Below are 17,817 nucleotides of genomic sequence, written 5' to 3'. Positions count from 1 at the left end.
TTTTGTCCGTCTTGTGTACTGTCGAGACGCCGTTTCTTGATCGGAACAAAGGAGAGCCGTCCGAGATGTCCTTGTGGAAGGCGCTGGAAGGGGCGCGCGTCCTTGATCTCGCGCAGCCGATGCGCAAAGGCATGCCGCAGTCACCGAACCACCCCCCGTTCCGGATGGCGCTGGAGCGCAGGCACGGCGACATGGTCAGGCCGGACGGCGGCTCCGCCGCCAACGAGATCATCGTCACGGGCGGCCACGTCGGCACGCACGTCGACGCGCTCGCGCACGTCTCGCAGGAAGGTCTCCTGTACGGCGGGCGGCCCGCGGCCGAGGTGATGTCGCACGAGGGGTTCGGCGCGCTCGGCATCGACGCCTTCGAGCCGTACGTGGGCCGGTGCGTGCTGCTCGACGTGGCCGCCGTGCACGGCGTGGACACGCTGCCGGCCGGCTACGAGATCACCGCCGACGACCTGTCGCGCGCCGCCGGCGACCTGGAGATCCGCGCCGGCGACGCCGTGCTCGTCGGCACCGGCTGGTCGCGGCTCTGGTCGTCGGCGGAGGAGTTCGTCGGGCAGCGGGGCGGCGTCCCCGGGCCGGGCGTCGAGGCGGCGCGCTGGCTGGCCGAGCGCCGCCCGCGCGTGGTGGGCGGCGAGTCCATCGCCTTCGAGCACATCGCGCCCGGTCGCGGGCATGCCACGCTGCCCGTGCACCGGATCATGCTGGTGGAGTCGGGCATCAACATCGTGGAGACCATGCGGCTGTCCGAGTTGCTGGACTCGGGGACACGCGAGTTCGTGCTGGTGCTGAACCCGCTGCCGGTCGTCGGCGCCACCGGCGCCCCCGTCCGTCCGCTCGCCGTGATCGACTGACCTGAGAGGGACCATGACAACCCATGTCCAGCGGCTGGCCGAGTTCGCCGTCGCCTGCCGCGACAAGGGCGTTCCCGACGGGGTGCGCGACGACGTGACCGGACGGGTGCTCGACGTGCTGGGCAACTGCCTGGCCGCCTACGCCGAGCCGGAGGGCGACGCGGGACCGGCCGTGCTGCGGGCCGTACGCCGGTGGGGCGGCGTCGAGGAGGCGAGCGCGATCGGCAGCGGCGACCGGCTCCCCGCCCCGGCGGCGGCGCTGGTCAACGGCACGCTGGCGCACGCGCTCGACTACGACGACACGCACCTGCCGTCAGTGCTGCACCCGAGCGCTTCCGTGGTGCCCGCCGCGCTGGCCGTCGCCGAGGCGACCGGGGCGAGCGGGGCCGCGCTGGCCGCGGCGATCGCGGCGGGCGTCGAGGTGTGCAACCGCCTCGGGATGGCCTCCTACCTGCCTGAGGCGCGCAATTCGCTCTTCTTCGAGAAGGGCCAGCACGCGACGTCCATCTGCGGCACGCTGGGCGCCGCGGTCGCGGCGGGGCTGCTGTTCGACCTGACGGCGGACGGCATCGCGCACGCGGTCGGCGTGGCGGCCAGCATGGGCGCGGGCGTGATCGAGGCCAACCGCACGGGCGGGACGATCAAGCGGGTCCACTGCGGCTGGGCCGCGCACGCGGGGGTCTCGGCCGCGGTGCTCGCCCTGGAGGGCGTGACCGGGCCGCCGACCGTGCTGGAGGGCCGGTTCGGGTTCTTCCAGGCCTGGCTCGACGGCCGGTACGACGACGCGGCGCTACTGTCAGGCCTGGGCGAGCGGTGGGAGCTCCTGCGCACGGTCTACAAGCCCTACCCGACGAACCACTTCACCCACCCGGCCATCGACTGCGCCCTGGCGCTGCGGGCCGGCGGCCTGTCCCCGGACGACGTCGAGGAGATCGAGCTGGGGGTGCCCGCCCCGGTGCTGCGTACGATCGCCGAGCCCAGGGAGGAGAAGACCGCCCCCAGGTCGCCGTACCACGCGAAGTTCTCCGGGCCCTACACGGTCGCGGCGGCGCTGCACGGCGGCGGCGGGCTCGGGCTCTCCCTGGACGACTTCGCCGCGCTGTCCCCGGAGCGGCTGGAGCTGGCCGGGCGGGTGCGGTGCGTGGCCGACGAGCGGGCCTCGGAGATCTTCCCGCGGGCGTTCGCGGCGGTGCTGCGGGTACGGCTGCGTGACGGCTCGACGCTGGAGCACCGCGTGGACTCCTCGCGGGGCGGGCCGGAGCACCCGTTGACGGCGGACGAGCTGGGGGTCAAGTTCCGCGCCAACGCGGGCCGGGCCCTGCCGCCGGACCAGGTGGACGCCCTCCTGGCGGCGGTCGGGAGCCTTCCCGCGGCGCCTTCGGTGACGCCACTGCTCCGGCTGACCGTCGCTATGTGAAGTTGGCCCTGTCTCCTCCGGTGATCGGGCTGATGTGGTGATTCGACACGTCTGATCGCGGTCCTGGGGAGGCGCGTGCCCGTGTTCGAGTCGCTGCGGCCGGAGGATCCGCGGACGGTGGGGCCGTACCGGATCGAGGCGCGGCTGGGCGCCGGCGGGATGGGGCGGGTCTTCCTGGGCGGTCGAAGAGCGGGCGCGCCGTGGCGGTCAAGGTCGTGCACCCGGAGCTCGCGGCCGACCGGGATTTCGGGCACCGGTTCGCCCGCGAGATCTCCCTGCCCCGCACGGTGAGCGGGTTCTTCACGGCCGGGGTGGTGGACGCCGACCCGGAGGGGACGCCGCCGCCGAGTGGGTGCAGACCGCCCTCAGGCGAGCAGGCGCTCAGAGCCAGTCGGGGTAGGCGTCGTCGTCGTGGGTGATCGGCCGCCTGGTGACGGAGCAGCCGTCGGCGGTCTCCCTGATGCGCCGTTCGAGCGTCGGGACCTGCCCGTCCGTCGTGATGAGCGTGAGCTCCCAGACGGTCGTGTCGCCGCGCGGGGAGGTCACTTCGGCGATGTCGATCGAGGCCGCCAGGCCGGCGCTGAAGATGCCGCGCGCCAGGGCGGCCGCTCTCTCATGGCCCTCGACCGTCGCTCGGACCTCGATGAATTCCGCCATGGAGCTGTCCTTCGGGAGGGTGTGAGGGCAACCTTACCTACGTGACCCCCGGTCGGTAACCGATTTCCCGCGGCCGGGCCGGACTCGACCGAAGGAGTGCGGGTGACGAGCAGAGCAGTGGTTCTGGGGGGTGGCGGGGTGCTGGGGATCGCCTGGGAGACGGGCGTCCTGGCCGGGCTCGCCGCGAACGGGGTCGATCTGAGGGAGGCGGACCTGGTGGTGGGCACGTCCGCCGGCGCGCTCGTGGGCGCGCAGCTCGCCTGCGGGCTCGATCCCGAGCACCTGTACGCCAGGCAGCTGGAGCCTCCTGCCGGGGAGCGCAGGCCGAAGTCGTCGCCACTGGGCCTGTTCCGCATGGTGTGGAACCTGTCCAGGTCCAAGACGTCCCAGGAGTTCGGCGCGCGGATGGGGCGGATCGCGCTGGCCGCGCGGACCGTACCGGAGGCGGAGCGGCGGGCGCAGGTGGCCCGGTGGCTCGGCGACGAGGTACGGGAGTGGCCGGACAAGCGGCTGGTGATCACGGCGGTGGACGCGGAGAGCGGCGAACCGGCCGACTTCGACGCCGGCAGCGGCGTCGATCTGGTGGACGCCGTCTGCGCCAGCACGGCCAGCCCCGGCGTACGGCCGCCTGCCACGATCGGCGGGCGCCGCTACATCGACGGCGGCATGCGCTCGCCCGCCGGCGTCAGCCTCGCCGCCGGCTACGACCGCGTCGTGGTCATCGCGCCGATCACGCGGGGCGGGGGGATCATGCCCGGGGTGGAGCAGCAGATCGCGGAGCTGGGCGACGGCGTGCGGACCGCTCTGGTGACGCCGGATCCGCGGGGGTGGCGACAGGTCGTGGGCAGCTCCATGGGCAACCTGCTCGATCCGGCCCGCCGCGCGCCGGCCGCCGAGCTGGGCCGGTCGCAGCCGAGCGCCGAGGAGGTCGCCGCCGTGTGGCGTGACTAGGCGACCAGTTTTCTAGCAGTGCTAGACATTGAGTCTTCGCTAGGCTAGCGTTGCTAGCACTTCTACCGATGACTCTTGCTTGGAGTGCTCAAGATGGTTACCACCGCTTATGTGATCGCAGCCCTGGTCGGCATCGCCCTCGTGGTGATCAGCCTGCGTTTCTTCCTCGTCCCCGAGGCCGCGGCCAAGGCGTTCGGCGTGCCGGGCTCGGCCTCGGGCATGGACGCGGGCGCGTACTTCTCCGTGAAGGCCGTTCGTGATCTCGGCACCGCCCTGGCCATCTTCGTCCTGATCGCCGTGGCGGACGCGCACACGCTGGGGTGGGTCTTCGTGGCCATGAGCATCATCCCCGCCGGCGACGCGCTCATCGTGGCCAGGCGCGGCGGCCACCCCGGCTTCTGGTTGGGCGTGCACGGCGCCACCGCCCTGGTCAGCGTCGCGGCGGGCGTGCTGCTCCTGCTGGCGTGACCCGGTCCGTCAAGCCTGCGCCGGGGGAGCGGTCGAGGCGCGCACGATCAGCTCGTGCGGGAATACCAGCCGCTCCGGCTCCGCCGCGCCCCCCGACAGCAGCAGCCGCCCCGCCGCCGCTCCCATCTCCTGCTTGGCCTGCCGGATCGTGGTGAGCCCCGCCTCCTCGGCCGCGCTGTCGGAGAACCCCACCACCGACAGCTCCCCGGGCACCTCCAGCCCCAGGTCGGCGGCGGCGTCGAGGACCCCCAACGCCAGCACGTCCGTGTTGGTGAGGATCGCCGTGGGGCGCGGGTCCCGCCCCAGCAGCGCGTGCCCCGCCTTCTTGCCGGCCTCGCGGGAGTTGCGCGCCACCTCGTAGAACGGCACCCCTGACCAGTCGATCCCGGCCTCCTCGCACGCCTGCCGGTAGCCGCCGCACCGCCGCCGCATGGCCTCGAACACCGCGCCCTCCTGGCGCTCCGGGGAGGCCCAGCCGGTGTGCCCGTCGTCGTGCAGCCCGACCATGGCCACCCCGATCCGCCGGTGCCCGAGCCCGAGCACGTGCCGCGCCGCCGTCGCCGCGGCCGCCGGCTCGTCGGTGCCCACGAACGGGTGCCCCGGTACGTACGGCTCGTCCACCATCACGACGGGCAGCTTCCTGGCCAGCACCTCCGCCAGCGCCGGATGCCCGTCGGGCAGCGACATCACGCAGAACGCGTCGACCACCGCGTCCCTGACGGTCTCGCTCCGCCGGTCGCCGTGCGGCAGCGGCAGGATGAGCAGCCCCACCCCCGCGTCCTCGGCCGCCGTCGCCAGCCCCTGGAAGAAGCCGATCGAGTACGGGTCGGCGAACGCGTACGCCAGCGTCTCGCTGAACAGCAGCCCCAGCGCCCCGGCCCGCCCCAGCCGCAGCGATCGCGCCGTCGGGTTGGGCCCCGCGTAGCCGAGCTCGTCGGCCACCTCCATGATCCTGCGGCGCAGCCCGTCGCTGAGCTGGTCGGGCCGGGAGAAGGCGTAGGACACGGTGGCCCGGGACACGCCCAGCCGGTCGGCGATCGTCTGCAGTGTCACCCTGGCCATCGTCCCACCGTACCGAAACTGCTTGCCCGGCCGGTCTTAATCGATTAAGGTCTTAATTGATTAAGGAGGGTATATGGATGCCATGCAAGTCCTCGCTCACCAGACCGCGATGGGCTACCGGGAGTCGCTGGGCGAAGCCCTGCCGGGCGCGCCCCGGCGGCCACACCGCGCCCGGGCCAAGGTGCGCGTACGGGTGGCGCACTCGCTCAGGTGGACCGCGGATCGGCTGGATCCGGCGTGCCGTACCGCGTGATGCAGCGGCGCGTCGCCGCCCGGGGGAACCTCCAGCTCACCGGCTGCACCTCACCCGACGGCTCGGCCACGTCCCTGCGCTCCGGCTGGGTCGCCGTCAGGGCCGGCGCGGAGGTCTCGTGCACCAGCGCGCGCGATGTGCGCGGGGGTGCTGTCATCACCTGGTTCGGCGGGGACGGCCGGCCTGTGGGCGTCTCGAGGCTGCGCATCAAGGCCGACCGGCTCGCCACCCAGCACCCGGCCGACGCCCTGCTCACCGGCACCATCGCCGCCGGCGCGCTCAAGGGGGAGCGCGTCCGCGGCGGCCTCTCACCGGCCGCGGCCATCCTGGGCTGCGCCACGCGGGGGATGGGCACGCTTCCCGGCAACGGCAAGATCACCTTCGGGTGAGCCCGCGCTTTTCGCGGGCACCTGTCATGCGACATCCCTCTGGGGGTGGCTCGTCCCTTCGGGGGCTGCCAGAGCGCCGCTCGTAGCCCGCCTCCGTGGCGTGGTGGCGGAGGTCGAGGCGTCGTGCCCGCTGGTCGTCGCGTGGGGGAATGGGTGATGGCCGCGTTTGGGGAGGTGGTGGGTGGGACCGGGGGGTGACGGTCGTGTGGTTGCGGTTGGTTGGGGTCGGGGCGATGAACTCGCCGCGCTACAGCCCGGCCGGGCTGCTGGTCGGCTGGCGGGGGCACCGCGTCCTGCTCGACGGGGGCGGCGACGCCGCGGCCGGTGAGCGGCTCGACGGCTGGCTGGTCTGTGACGAGCGGGCCGAACTGATGCCCCAGATCCGCCGTACGGCGCGGGCGCTCGGCCTGACCGCCGCGGTGGCGACCTTCGGGGCCGCAGGAGTGGAGATCGTGCCGTTGCCGGTCAGCCACACCTCTCATCCCACCTACGGTTACCTGATCAGGACGGCCGGGGCGCGGGTCGTCTGGGCGCCGGAGTTCTGGGTCTTTCCGGACTGGGCGGCCGGGGTGGACCTGATGTTCGCCGACGCCGCCGGGTGGGACCGGCCGATCCGCTTCGCCGGGGGCGTGGGCGGGCATGCGAGCGTGCTCCAGGTCGCGCGGGAGGCGTGCGATCACCGGGTGGGGCGGCTGGTGTTCGCGCATATCGGCCGCCCTTCGATCCGGGCGATCGAGCGGGGTGAGCGGCTGCCGTTCGGGGAGTGGGGCGTCGAGGGGCGCGCCTATCGGGTGTGAATATGGAAACGGTTATCATGTGCTAATGTCTCGTCCCGCTCATTCCCCCTGAATTTGGGACAATCCGTGCACCATCGCAGCTTCTGGCTTGCCCTCATGACAGCCCTCTCCCTGTCCGCGTGCTCCGCCCCGGCGGGCGGGCAGGACACGGGCCGGATCAAGGTGGCGATGCTCCAGCCTCCGCGTTCCGGCCTGTCACCCTTCAGCGACGACGCCTTCAAGCTCTCCCGCTGGTCCACCGCCGAGACCCTGGTCAACCTGGACGCGAGAGGCGACGCGCGACCCGCCCTCGCCACCGCGTGGACCCGTACCTCCGAACGGACCTGGGAGTTCACCGTCCGCGACGGCGTGACCTTCCACGACGGCAGCCGGTTGACCGCCCAGGTCGCCGCCGGCGCGCTGACCCGCGCCACCCGGGCCACGCCCAAGCCGCGCATCCTCGACGGCGTCGAGCTGACCGCCAGGGCCGAGGGCGGCAAGGTCGTCGTGACCACCCGCGAGCCCGACCCGCTGGTCCCGCACCGCCTGTCCTCGCCGCAGCTGGCGATCCTGGCCGAGCGCGCGTACGGCCCCGACGGCAAGGTCGATCCGGTCGGCACCGGGAGCGGCCCGTTCAAGCTGGTCAAGGTGAACGGCACCACCACCGCCACCCTTGACCGCCACGACGGCTACTGGGGCACGAAGGCCAAGGCCCCGGGCATCGACGTCTCCTTCGTACCGGACGGCGCCGCCCGCGCCGCCGCCATCCGCAGCGGCGAGGCCCACATCGCCGAGGCGGTGCCGGTCTCGCAGGCGGCGCTGCTGGCCAAGGAGACGATCAGCGAGGTGCCGATGCCGCGCACCAACACCCTGTACCTGAACACCGCCAAGGGGCCGTTCAAGAGCCCCGGCCTGCGCGCCGCCGTGCGCGCGTCCATCGACGCGGGGCAGCTCGTGCGGGGGGTGTACGAGGGACGCGCCGACGTGGCCTCGGGCCTGCTGGGGCCCGCCCTGCCGTGGGCCGCCGAGGGCCGCAAGAGCCTGGGGGAGCGTACGGCTCCGGCGAGCGCGAAGGGCGTGGCGATCACCCTGGCCACCTACTCCGACCGGGCCGAACTGCCCGAGGTCGCCTCCGTGCTGCAGCAGCAGCTCCAGGGGGCGGGGTTCGCGGTCGAGCTGGTGGTACGGGAGTACGCGCACATCGAGGAGGACGCGCTGGCCGGGAAGTTCGACGCGTTCATCCTCTCGCGGGCCACCGTGCTCGACTCGGGGGATCCCGTGGCGTACATGCAGGCCGACTTCACCTGCGACGGCTCCTTCAACCTGGCCCGCCTGTGTGACGAGGACGTCGACCGGGCGGTGCGCGAGGCCGCGGCGGCGGACGCCGGTCCGGCCCGGCACGCGGCCACCCTCGAGGCCGAGGCGGCGATCCTGCGTACCGACGCGGCCATCCCGATGCTGCACGAGCGCGTGATCCAGGGCGATGCCACCACGGTGCTGGACTCGGCGAAGGACCCGCGCGAGCGCGTCCTGATCACGGTGGAGACCCGCCTCAAATGACCGGATCCTCGACGCGCGCCGACGTGCCGCCCACGCGGACCAGCACGACACGCCTCCGCAAGCTGTTCTCGCGGTCTGCGGTGACGCGTGTGCGCGGGGTGTTGCTCTCGCGTGGTGGGGTGCTGTTCTCGCGGAGCGTCGCGCTGGTTGCGATCGTCGCCGTGGTCGGGCTGTTGCCCTGGCTGTCCGGTCGTGACGCCGCTCTGTCGCTGCTGCGGGCCCGTTCGGCCGAGCAGGAGCCGACGCCTGAGGCGTTGGAGGCCATCCGCCGCGAGCTGGGCCTGGACGGCGGCCCGCTGCCGCTGCTCGGCCAGTGGCTGGGCGGCGTCCTGCGCGGCGACTTCGGCCGCTCGTGGACGGACGGCAGCGCGGTGCTGCCCTCGGTGCTGTCCGGTCTCGGCGTCTCGCTGACGCTGATGGCCGCCGCGCTGGCGGTGACGCTGGTGCTGACGTGCGCCCTGTGCGCGCCCACCCTGGTGCGCGGCGCGCGGGGCACCCTGCGGGGTGGCGGTACGGGCGCGGTGGCGGCGGTACTGGGGGCCTTGCCCGAATTCCTCATCGCGACCTTGTTGCTGGTGACGCTGTCGGTGTGGCTGGGCCTCCTGCCGCCCTACGGCTGGCAGGAGCCGCGCCACCTGGTGCTGCCCGCGCTGGCCTTGGGCATCCCGGCAGGCGGGGTCCTGGGGCGGTTGGTGGACGACACGCTGCCCGCGGCCTTCGCCGAGCCGTGGGTGGGGCTGTGGCGTTCGGCGGGCTGTGGCCCCGGCGTCATCGCGCGGGCGGCGCTGCGCCGGGCGCTGCCCGCGCTGGTGCCCCAGCTCGGGCTGGTCGCAGTTGGGCTGGCGGGCGGGGCGGTGGCCGTGGAGACGGTGTTCGCGGTGCCCGGCATCGGGCGGACCGCGCTGGGCGCCGCGGAGGCTCAGGACCTTCCGCTGCTCCAGGCGGCGGTACTCGCCCTGGTCCTGCTCGGCGTGCTGGCCGGGATCCTGGCGGGCGCCGCCCGGCACTGGATGCTCGGCCCCGGCCTCCGCGACGCCGCCCTCTCGCTCCCCGCACCCGTCATCGGCGGCGGCCAAGGCAACGGCGACCAGCGAGGCGGCGACCGGCAAGGCGGTGGTGGCCGGGTTGGTGGCGGGCGAGATGGCGGCGGTCAAGGTGGTGCGGGTCAAGATGATGCCAATCAAAGTGATGCCGGGCGAGGTGCTGGTGGGTGGTTGTGGCGGCTGGGTGGGAGCAGGCGGGTCGGGCCCGTTGCCGGCGTGTGCGGGGCCGTGCTGGCGGTCGCCGTCGCCTGGGGGTTGCTGCTCGACCCGCTGGCCGTCGACGTGGCCGCGCGGCTGGCGGGGCCGAGCCGGGAGCACCCGCTGGGCGCCGACGCGCTGGGTCGGGACGTGCTGGCCAGGGTGGGCCACGGCGCCGCGGCCACGCTCGGCGTCTCCGCGCTGGTCTGCGCCGGCTCGTACGTCATCGCCCTGGCCGTCGGCCTCCTGCCCGGACTGGCCTCCGGCGCGGCCGAGGTGGCCAACGCCGTGCCGCCGGTGATCGCCGGGATCCTGGTCGCGGCGGTGCTCGGGCCCGGCACGCCGGGCGCGTCCGTCGCGGTCGCCCTCGTCTCGTGGCCCGCCCTCGCGGCCCATGCCGCGGCCCTCGTCTCCGAGGTACGTGCCGCGGCCCACCTGACCGCCCAGCGCGCCATCGGCTCCTCGCCCTCCTGGATCCTGACCCGCCACGTCCTGCCCGCCGTCGCGGGCCCGGTCGCCAGGCACGCCGTGCTGCGGCTGCCGGGGATCGCGCTGGCCATGGCCTCCCTCGGCTTCCTCGGCCTGGGCGCCCAGCCGCCCGCTCCGGAGTGGGGCCTGACGCTGGCCGAGTCGCTGCCGTACGTGGAGCGCGCGCCCTGGGCGGCTCTGGCCCCGGCGGGGATGCTCCTGCTGCTGGCCGCCCTGGCGGTCGCGCTCTCCACGGCAGGCCGCCGGACGGGGGGTGCCGCATGACGCTGCTACGCGTACGGGATCTGCGGGTCGGCGTGGCGGGCACGGAGGTCGTACGGGGGCTCTCGTTCGACGTGGCCCACGGCGAGACGCTCGCCGTCGTCGGCGAGTCCGGCGCGGGCAAGTCGCTGACCGCCCGGGCCGTGCTCGGGCTGCTGCCGCCAGGAGCGCGCATGTCCGGCAGCGTGCGCCTGGACGGGCGGGAGCTGTCCGGCGCGCCCGAGCACGTCTACCGGCAGGTACGCGGACGGCGGATCGCCTTCGTGCCGCAGGACGCGCTGTCGGTGCTCAGCCCCGTGTACCCGGTCGGAGACCAGATCGCCCGCGCCGTGCGGCGGCTGGGCCGCAGGCAGGCCTGGGAGCGCGCGGTGGCCGCGCTGGAACGGGTCGGCATCCCCGACGCCGCGCGGCGGGCCCGCGCCTACCCGCACGAGTTCTCCGGCGGGATGCGCCAGCGGGCGGTGATCGCCATGGCCACCGTCAACGACCCCGCCCTCGTGGTCGCCGACGAGCCGGCCACCGCGCTGGACCCCGTCGTCCAGGCCAGGATCCTCGGCCTGCTGACGGAGCCCCGCGAGGGGACGGGGCCGGCCGTGCTGCTGGTCACGCACGACCTGGGGGCGGCGGCCGCGTACGCGGACCGGGTCCTGGTCATGTACGCGGGACGGCTCGTCGAGTCGGGCCCGGCCGGCGCGGTGCTGCGCGGCCCGCGCGCCCCCTACACCGGCGGCCTCGTCGCGTCCCTCCCGCCGCGCGAGGTGACGGGACGGCCGCTCCCGGCCATCGCCGGCTCGCCGCCCGCGCCCGGAGCGCTGCCGCCAGGGTGCGCCTTCGCCCCCCGCTGCCCGGCCGCCGTCGACGTCTGCCACGAGCTGGAGCCCCGGCCGCAGGAGGCCGGGGAGCGCAGGCTGGCCGCCTGCCACCGGCTCGGCGAGCTGCCCGGCCCGGCCACCGACCTCTACCAGGAGCCCGCATGACGACACCCCTGCTGGAGGTGCGCGATCTCACCGTGCGCTATCCCACATCCGTCCTCGCGGTGGACCGCGTCTCGTTCACCCTGGCCGCCGGCGAGACGCTCGCCCTGGTCGGCGGGTCGGGGTCGGGCAAGTCGAGCATCGCCGCCGCCGTCCTCATGCTGCGCAGGCCGGAGGCGGGCTCGGTGCGCTTCGAGGGCCGCGAGCTCACCGCGCTCGACGAGCGCGCCCTGCGCCGGCTGCGGCCCGCGCTGCAGCCGGTCTTCCAGGACCCGTACGGCTCGCTCAGCCCGCGCCTGCGGGCACACGACGCGATCGCGGAGCCGCTGCGCGTCCAGGGCCGCTGGGACCCGCTGACCGGCCCCGCCCGGGTGCGCGAGCTGCTCGACCTCGTCCGCCTGGATCCCGGGCTCGCCCGGCGCAGGCCGTACGAGCTGTCCGGCGGGCAGTGCCAGCGCGTCGGCATCGCCCGCGCCCTCGCCTGCGAGCCCAGGCTGCTCGTGCTGGACGAGCCCGTGTCGGCGCTGGACCCGTCCGTACGCGCCGGGATCGTCAACCTGCTCAACGAGCTGCGCGACGAGCTGGGGCTGGGCCAGCTGTTCATCGGTCACGACCTGGCCCTGATCCGGCACGTGGCGCATCGCGTGGCGGTGCTGCGCCACGGCCGGATCATCGAGACCGGTCCGGCCGGTCAGGTGTGGGCCGCCCCCGCCGACCCGTACACCCGCGAGCTGCTAGCCGCCGGCGATCTGCTCGCCCGCGTAGTCCAGTAGCTGCTCGGCCGTCTCGAAGCGGCGCTCGTTCTGGTCCCCGAGCAGCACGCCGACCACGCGCTTGCCGCCCCGCTCCCCGGCGAAGAGCAGGCAGTAGCCGGCGGCGCGCGTGTATCCGGTCTTCACGCCGAGCACGCCGTCGGCGCGCGAGAGCAGCTTGTTCGAGTTGCGCCAGGTGTGCGCCCGGTGCAGCGCGGTCTTGGCCACCTTGTGCACCTTGGTGCCCGCCACGGCCGCGAAGGTGCTGTCGTCCAGCGCCCGCTCCGCCAGCTTGACCTGGTCGACGGCCGTCGAGTAGCCGCCGTTCCCGGGGGTGGGCAGGCCGTCGGGGTTGGTGTAGCGGGTGTCGGCCAGCCCGAGGGCGCGGGCGGTGCGGTTCATCTTGGCGACGAACGCCGTCTTGCCCGGGCCGTAGCGCCGCGCCAGGGCGTTGGCCGCGTCGGCCCCCGACGGCAGCATGAGACCGTAGAGCAGGTCCCTGACCGTGAGCCGCTCGCCCTTCTTCAGCGCCGCCGTGGTCGCGCCGTTGCTGGTCGCGTGCTTGACGTCGGTCGCCGTGATCGTGATCGTGTCGGTCAGCCTGGCCTCGCGCAGCACGACGTACGCCGTCATGACCTTGACCAGGCTGGCCACGGGCACCCGGCGAGTCTCGCGCTTGCCGAAGTGGATCGTTCCCGCAGAGTCGACCACGTACGCCGACTTGGCCGCGACCTCCGGCGCGTCCGCCGCCGCGGCCGGGGAAGCGATCCCCACAACCAGCGCGAGTACGGCGGAGCCAATGAAACCCCCAATACGCATGGCAATCATGTTGGCAGGAGATCAAGGGTCCGTTTGCCTAACTACGCCATAAAGCCAGATCAGATGGGGGTAAATCAATGCCAGGTTAGAGAGGAGCGGCCGTGGCGGGCAGGTTCGTGATCAGTGAGGACGGGCAGGGCGGGTTCCGCTTCGCCCTCGTGGCGAACAACGGGCAGACGCTCGCGGTCGGCGAGGGCTACCCGAGCAAGGCCGCCTGCGTGAACGGCATCGAGACGGTGCGCAGGAACGCTCCCGAGGCCGTCATCGACGACCGGACCGGGCAGGGCCTAGGAGACCAGGGCCTTGTCTGACGCGGCCGCGCGCCGCTTCCTCCTGCGCCGCACCACCAGCCAGAACGCCGCCGCGACGGCCAGCACGGCCACGACCCCCGCCGTGACGGGCGAGCGCGCGGCCAGCTCCAGCCAGCCCCACACGAGCGCCGTGAGGCCGAACCACCAGATGGGCGCCCAGGTCAGGCAGCCCAGCGCGCTCGCGACCACGTACCAGGGGTAGGACACCCGCAGCGCCCCCGCCACCCACGGCAGCGTGTGCCGGAGCATGGGCACCCAGAAGCAGCCGTAGACGGCCAGCGCGCCCCACTTCTCGACGACGTGCTCGATCTTCTCGATGCGCTCGCGCCCCACCCGGGCGGCGACGCGCGAGTCGTAGAGCTTCTCGCCGAGCCTGCGGCCGACCCAGTAGTAGACCTGGAACGCGCCGAACAGGGCGAGGATCAGGATGGCGCCCACCAGCCAGTAAGGCAGGCCGAGCCAGAAAGGCCGCGTGGGATCGGCGATGCCGTTCATGCTGCCCCACCCTTCCCAAGCCTTAGGTCAGGCTTACCTTAGTTCAAGTTGCAAGCTTTTGCCATCTCCGCTTGCAATCCGCCGCAACCAGCCGACAACCAGGACTCAACCACCCGAGCTCACTCTATGGGTGAGGCAAAAGGGGTGTTGAACATGGCGTCGAGAAGCGCGGCCGTCCTGGCGAGTGGCACTGCGAACGCGGCCAAGCTCTTCGTGGCCGCTCTGGCGTTCACCAGCGCGTACATCGGCTTCTCCGCCTACAGCGCCGCCGACGGCGCGCCGCCGGCTGTGAAAACCATCACCCTGTCGGCCCGCGAGACGCCCGTGGCCGAAGAGCTGGCCCCGGCCGCCCGGCCCGGCGAGGTCACCCTCGGCGGGCCGGCCGACACCTGCTCGGGGCCGCTCGTCGCGCGCAGCGTGCTCCTCAGCCCCGAGCCCGGCCGCAGCGTCCACTACGGCTGGAAGCTCGCCCGCTGGAGCCCCGCCACCAAGTCGTGGCGCACCTACCTGGTCGACTACGACGGCTTCGTGGGCGCCGAGCAGACCGTCGAGTGGCGGCCCGAGATCTCCGGCGACCCCGGCTGGTACCGCGTCGAGCTGTCGGCCAAGGGCGTCAGGACCGTCACGAGCGACCGTTTCCGGGTGAGCTGCTGACCGACCGCCGCGCCGCCTCCACCCAGCGCGGCACGCCCACCCGCTCGGCCACCTCCAGGGCCTTCTCGTAGTGGGCGCGGGCGGCGTCCGGCTGGCCCAAACGCACGGCGAGGTCGCCCAGCGTCAGCGCCACCGGCCACAGCGCCACCACGCCGGTGCCCGCGCCCGCCACCCGGTCGGCGAACGGCTTGAGCTTGTCGTAGCAGTCGACCATCCGCTCCCGGTCGTCGAGCAGCATCCCGGCCAGCGCCCGCCAGGTCATCGCCAGCTCGTAGAGGAAGTCGGGCCGCACCGGCGGGCGGGTGGCGGCCACGGCCTTGGCGTCCTCGAGGTGCCCGGCCGAGGCCAGAGCCAGCGCGTACGCGTCGAGCGTCCACTTGGCGCCCTGCCGGTGGGCCTGGGCGAGCAGGTCGACCATCTGGGCCGCCCGCCCGTCCACCAGGTGCAGGCAGAACGTCGTGATCAGCGGGAGGCCCTGGCGGCCCTCCAGCATGCCCGCCCGCTTTGTCATCCTGGCCGCGTCGCGGTAGGCCCGCTCCGCGCCCGCGTAGTCGCCGGCGATCATCAGCCGCTGGCCCGCGTACCAGACCACGACCGCGGCCGGCCCCGACAGGTCGTACTGCCTGGCCAGGCGGTCGGCGGCGGCGGCGTGCTCGTCGGCGACCGCGAACTCGCCCCTGGCCGCCGCGCACTCCAGCAGCACCAGGTGGGCCAGCGCCTGCGTGGCCATCTGCCCCGAGCGCTGCGCGACCTCCAGCAGCTCCCTGCCGATGCTCTCCCGGCTGTCCACGGCGGGGATGTCGTACGACTGCCGCAGCCGCCCGCTCAGCGCCGCCGCGATCAGCGTCGGGTCGCCGCTCTGCCGGGCCAGCTCCAGCGCCTCCAGCGACGCCTGACGGCCGCGCTCGGGCGAGGAGGAGCCCTCCAGCTCCAGCGCCAGCGTGGTCAGCAGGCTGGCCCGCAGCCGCTGCTCACCCTCGGGCAGCTCCATGAGCGCCTTCTCGGTGACGTCCACGATCTCCCACGCGGTGCGGGTGAAGTCGCGGGCGATGCCCTTGTGCGGCACGGCCAGCGACGCCGCCACCTTCGCGGTGATCTCCAGGTCGCCCAGCGGCAGCGCGGCGTCCATGGCCTGGCGGCGCAGCAGCCGGGCCGCCGTCATGTCGCCGCACAGCGCCAGCGCCCTGATCTGGCGCAGCATGAGCCGCAGGCGCTCCTTGCTGCGCTCGGGCGTCTGCGCGCCGCTCTGCTCGTCGCGCGAGCGGTCGAACGCCGCGATGGCCTGCTCCCACAGGGTGGCCGCCTCGCGGTGGGCGAAGCGCCGCTCGGCCTGCTCGGCCGCCAGCCCCGCGTAGTGGACCGCCTTCCCGGACGCGTCGGCCAGGGAGTAGTGGTGGGCCAGCGCCGCCACGTCGGACGGCGTGTGCTGCTCGATGACCGCCGCCACGGCCGCGTGCAGCCGCGTGCGGCGCAGCCGGGAGGCGTCGGAGTAGATCGTGTCGCGCACCAGGTCGTGGTCGAACCTGAGCAGCCCGGGCCCCGGTTCGGTCACCAGCCCGGCCAGCAGCGCCGCCTCCACGGCCTCGATCACCGCGTCCTCGTCGCCCGACACGGCGATCAGCACGTCGAGATCAACGTCACGCCCGATCACGGCGGCCTGCAGCAGGATCTGCTGGGCGCCCGACGGCAGCCGCGAGATGCGCCGCCGCAGCACGTCGCGCACGCCGGACGGCACCTGCGAGAGCACCTCGGTGGCGCTGGCCCGGTCGGCCGCGCCCTCGGAGTCGAGCAGGCGCACGGTCTCGCGGACGAAGAACGGGTTGCCGCCCGTGCGCTCGACGATCGACTCGACCGCGTCCTCGTCGATCTCGCGTACGCATGTCGCCTTGACCAGCTCCGCCACGGCCTTCGGGTCGAGCCCCGACAGGCCCACGCGGACCGGGCCCAGCCTGGCCAGCGCGGCCAGCACGTCGGACTGGCGGTCGTCGAGCTCGCTCTCCCGGCACGTCACCACGAGTAGCACCCGGCTGGTCGCCAGCAGGCTCGGCAGCGCGCGCAGCAGGGCGAGCGTCTGGTCGTCGGCCCAGTGGAGGTCCTCCAGGGTCAGCAGCACCGGCGCGCGGCGCGCGACCCCGGCCAGGTAGCCGCCGACCGCGCGGTGCAGCCGGAAGCCGCCGGACGCCTCGTCCTCGTCGGGGTCGGGGGCGGCGTCGTCGAGCAGCGGCGCGAGCAGCTGCGCGTATTCGCCCGCGCCGGTGGCGACGGTGAGCGTGCGCAGGATCTCCACCCACGCCCAGCCCGGCGGGGTGGCGCTGGAGTCGGGGCACGCGCCGGAGGCGGTGATCCAGCCGTCGGTGGCGAGCCTGCTCTCCAGCTGGCGCAGCAGCGTGGTCTTGCCCGCGCCCGCGACCCCGGCCACGATCGCGACCTGGAAGCGGCCCGTGCGCGAGGCCGCCGTGGTCAGCCTGGCCAGCTCGGCGTCGCGGCCGACGAACGGCTCGGGCTCCAGCGGCGGCGGCTCGACGGCCGCGGCCGGCCGGGGCGGCCAGGTGTCGGTGACCGGCGCGGCGGGCCGCGCGGGGCGCGCGGGGACGGCCAGGTCCAGCTCCGGGGACTGCGCCAGGATGTCGGACTCCAGCTTGCGCAGCGCGGGACCCGGGTCGATGCCCAGCTCGTCGGCCAGGATGTTCCTGGCCCGGCGGAGCGCGGCCAGCGCGTCGCCCTGCCGGCCGCAGCGGTAGAGGCCCAGCGCCAGCAGCCGCCAGCCCTCCTCGCGCAGCGGGTTGGCGGTGGTGAGCGCCTCCAGGTCGGGAACGGTCTCGGCGTGCAGGCCGAGCCGCAGCCCGGTGTCGGCGTGCCGCTCGCGCGTCACGAGACGCAGCTCCGCCAGCCGGTTGACCTCGGCCTCCGCCCACGACTGGTCGGCGAAGTCGGAGTAGGGGGTGCCGCGCCACAGGCCCAGCGCCTTCTCCAGGCGGCCTCGGGCGGACTGCGGATCGCCCTCTTCGAGGTGCTCGCCCGCCGCGCGGACGAGCTGCTCGAACCTGAGCGCGTCGACCTGGTCGGAGGCCACCCGCAACGCGTAGCCGGACGCGACCGTCACCAGCAGGCGGTTGGGCCCCCCGCGCGGGCGGCCGGGCTCCAGCACCCGGCGCAGGCGCGAGATGTAGACCTGCAGGCCCGACTGCGCGCCCTTGGCCCCGTCGTCATCCCACAGATCGTAAAGAAGCGTGTCAACGGGCACGACCTGACCTCTGGCCACGAGAAGCCGGGCGAGGACGGCCCGCTGCCGCAACCCGCCGAGGTCGAGTTCGTCGTCGTGTTCGTACGCCTCGACTGGCCCCAGAACTCGGAACGCCACCATGTCAGCCGCCACGCTATGCGGGCCTATGAATCACGCACAAGGTCTTTGATGGGTTTGGGATTGT

18 protein-coding genes are annotated in these 17,817 nt (G+C 74.0%); 13 read left to right on the top strand and 5 right to left on the bottom strand.

Going from position 1 to position 17,817, the window contains the following annotated elements; translation table 11 throughout:
• The first annotated feature begins 65 nt into the window (after nucleotides 1-65).
• Both HD596_RS02850 and HD596_RS02845 read left to right on the top strand, forming a co-directional pair.
• Complete coding sequence (locus HD596_RS02850; protein WP_185067746.1) at nucleotides 66-860, top strand: cyclase family protein; 795 nt, start codon at nucleotides 66-68, stop codon at nucleotides 858-860.
• Nucleotides 861-873: 13 nt separating this feature from the next.
• Nucleotides 874-2,277 carry an MmgE/PrpD family protein gene (locus tag HD596_RS02845; protein ID WP_185067745.1) on the top strand — a complete coding sequence of 468 codons (1,404 nt, stop codon included), beginning with the start codon at nucleotides 874-876 and terminating at the stop codon, nucleotides 2,275-2,277.
• A 381-nt stretch (nucleotides 2,278-2,658) separates the two neighbouring features.
• On the opposite strand, the gene cutA is transcribed toward HD596_RS02845, so the two are convergent.
• Nucleotides 2,659-2,934 (bottom strand): divalent-cation tolerance protein CutA, encoded by a 276-nt coding sequence (gene cutA, locus HD596_RS02840; protein WP_185067744.1) that lies wholly within the window; start codon nucleotides 2,932-2,934, stop codon nucleotides 2,659-2,661.
• 102 nt (nucleotides 2,935-3,036) lie between these two features.
• Here cutA and HD596_RS02835 point away from each other — a divergent pair, with 102 nt between their 5' ends.
• Together HD596_RS02835 and HD596_RS02830 are read left to right on the top strand one after the other, a co-directional pair.
• Nucleotides 3,037-3,885, top strand: coding sequence for a patatin-like phospholipase family protein (locus HD596_RS02835; RefSeq protein WP_185067743.1), 849 nt, complete (start codon nucleotides 3,037-3,039; stop codon nucleotides 3,883-3,885).
• Between the two features lie 111 nt (nucleotides 3,886-3,996).
• Nucleotides 3,997-4,353: a DUF4267 domain-containing protein gene (locus HD596_RS02830; protein WP_185067742.1), complete on the top strand. Its 357-nt coding sequence runs from the start codon at nucleotides 3,997-3,999 to the stop codon at nucleotides 4,351-4,353.
• A 9-nt stretch (nucleotides 4,354-4,362) separates the two neighbouring features.
• On the opposite strand, the gene HD596_RS02825 is transcribed toward HD596_RS02830, so the two are convergent.
• On the bottom strand, nucleotides 4,363-5,415 hold the full coding sequence (locus tag HD596_RS02825; protein ID WP_185067741.1) for a LacI family DNA-binding transcriptional regulator: 1,053 nt from the start codon (nucleotides 5,413-5,415) through the stop codon (nucleotides 4,363-4,365).
• A 73-nt stretch (nucleotides 5,416-5,488) separates the two neighbouring features.
• Here HD596_RS02825 and HD596_RS02820 point away from each other — a divergent pair, with 73 nt between their 5' ends.
• From HD596_RS02820 to HD596_RS02785, 7 genes are all read left to right on the top strand, one after another.
• A complete protein-coding gene (locus tag HD596_RS02820) occupies nucleotides 5,489-5,668 on the top strand; it encodes a hypothetical protein (RefSeq protein ID WP_185067740.1) in 180 nt (59 codons plus the stop codon).
• Nucleotides 5,653-6,057 (top strand): hypothetical protein, encoded by a 405-nt coding sequence (locus HD596_RS02815; protein WP_185067739.1) that lies wholly within the window; start codon nucleotides 5,653-5,655, stop codon nucleotides 6,055-6,057. Before HD596_RS02820 ends, HD596_RS02815 begins: the two co-directional genes overlap by 16 nt.
• 233 nt (nucleotides 6,058-6,290) lie before the next feature.
• A complete protein-coding gene (locus HD596_RS02810; protein WP_185067738.1) occupies nucleotides 6,291-6,854 on the top strand; it encodes an MBL fold metallo-hydrolase in 564 nt (187 codons plus the stop codon).
• A gap of 96 nt (nucleotides 6,855-6,950) precedes the next feature.
• Nucleotides 6,951-8,393, top strand: a complete 1,443-nt coding sequence (locus HD596_RS02805; protein WP_185067737.1) for an ABC transporter substrate-binding protein — start codon at nucleotides 6,951-6,953, stop codon at nucleotides 8,391-8,393.
• Complete coding sequence (locus HD596_RS61260; protein WP_246554082.1) at nucleotides 8,390-10,387, top strand: ABC transporter permease subunit; 1,998 nt, start codon at nucleotides 8,390-8,392, stop codon at nucleotides 10,385-10,387. The genes HD596_RS02805 and HD596_RS61260 overlap by 4 nt, the downstream gene beginning before the upstream one ends.
• Nucleotides 10,384-11,361 (top strand): ABC transporter ATP-binding protein, encoded by a 978-nt coding sequence (locus HD596_RS02790; protein WP_185067736.1) that lies wholly within the window; start codon nucleotides 10,384-10,386, stop codon nucleotides 11,359-11,361. The genes HD596_RS61260 and HD596_RS02790 overlap by 4 nt, the downstream gene beginning before the upstream one ends.
• Nucleotides 11,358-12,131: an ATP-binding cassette domain-containing protein gene (locus HD596_RS02785; protein ID WP_185067735.1), complete on the top strand. Its 774-nt coding sequence runs from the start codon at nucleotides 11,358-11,360 to the stop codon at nucleotides 12,129-12,131. Before HD596_RS02790 ends, HD596_RS02785 begins: the two co-directional genes overlap by 4 nt.
• Here the strand turns inward: HD596_RS02785 and HD596_RS02780 are convergent.
• Complete coding sequence (locus HD596_RS02780; protein WP_246554080.1) at nucleotides 12,093-12,929, bottom strand: D-alanyl-D-alanine carboxypeptidase family protein; 837 nt, start codon at nucleotides 12,927-12,929, stop codon at nucleotides 12,093-12,095. The two genes, HD596_RS02785 and HD596_RS02780, sit on opposite strands and share 39 nt — an antisense overlap.
• A 101-nt stretch (nucleotides 12,930-13,030) precedes the next feature.
• Here HD596_RS02780 and HD596_RS61255 point away from each other — a divergent pair, with 101 nt between their 5' ends.
• Nucleotides 13,031-13,240, top strand: a complete 210-nt coding sequence (locus tag HD596_RS61255; protein ID WP_185067733.1) for a YegP family protein — start codon at nucleotides 13,031-13,033, stop codon at nucleotides 13,238-13,240.
• Here the strand turns inward: HD596_RS61255 and HD596_RS02770 are convergent.
• A complete protein-coding gene (locus tag HD596_RS02770; protein ID WP_185067732.1) occupies nucleotides 13,217-13,735 on the bottom strand; it encodes a DedA family protein in 519 nt (172 codons plus the stop codon). The two genes, HD596_RS61255 and HD596_RS02770, sit on opposite strands and share 24 nt — an antisense overlap.
• A 153-nt stretch (nucleotides 13,736-13,888) precedes the next feature.
• Here HD596_RS02770 and HD596_RS02765 point away from each other — a divergent pair, with 153 nt between their 5' ends.
• Nucleotides 13,889-14,389: a hypothetical protein gene (locus tag HD596_RS02765; protein ID WP_185067731.1), complete on the top strand. Its 501-nt coding sequence runs from the start codon at nucleotides 13,889-13,891 to the stop codon at nucleotides 14,387-14,389.
• Here the strand turns inward: HD596_RS02765 and HD596_RS02760 are convergent.
• Nucleotides 14,358-17,753: an ATP-binding protein gene (locus HD596_RS02760; protein ID WP_185067730.1), complete on the bottom strand. Its 3,396-nt coding sequence runs from the start codon at nucleotides 17,751-17,753 to the stop codon at nucleotides 14,358-14,360. The two genes, HD596_RS02765 and HD596_RS02760, sit on opposite strands and share 32 nt — an antisense overlap.
• Nucleotides 17,754-17,817: the final 64 nt, after the last annotated feature.

Origin of the sequence: Nonomuraea jabiensis (genome assembly GCF_014204795.1) — a bacterium.
GTDB lineage: Bacteria > Actinomycetota > Actinomycetes > Streptosporangiales > Streptosporangiaceae > Nonomuraea > Nonomuraea jabiensis.
This window is presented reverse-complemented; position numbering and strand designations above follow the sequence as displayed.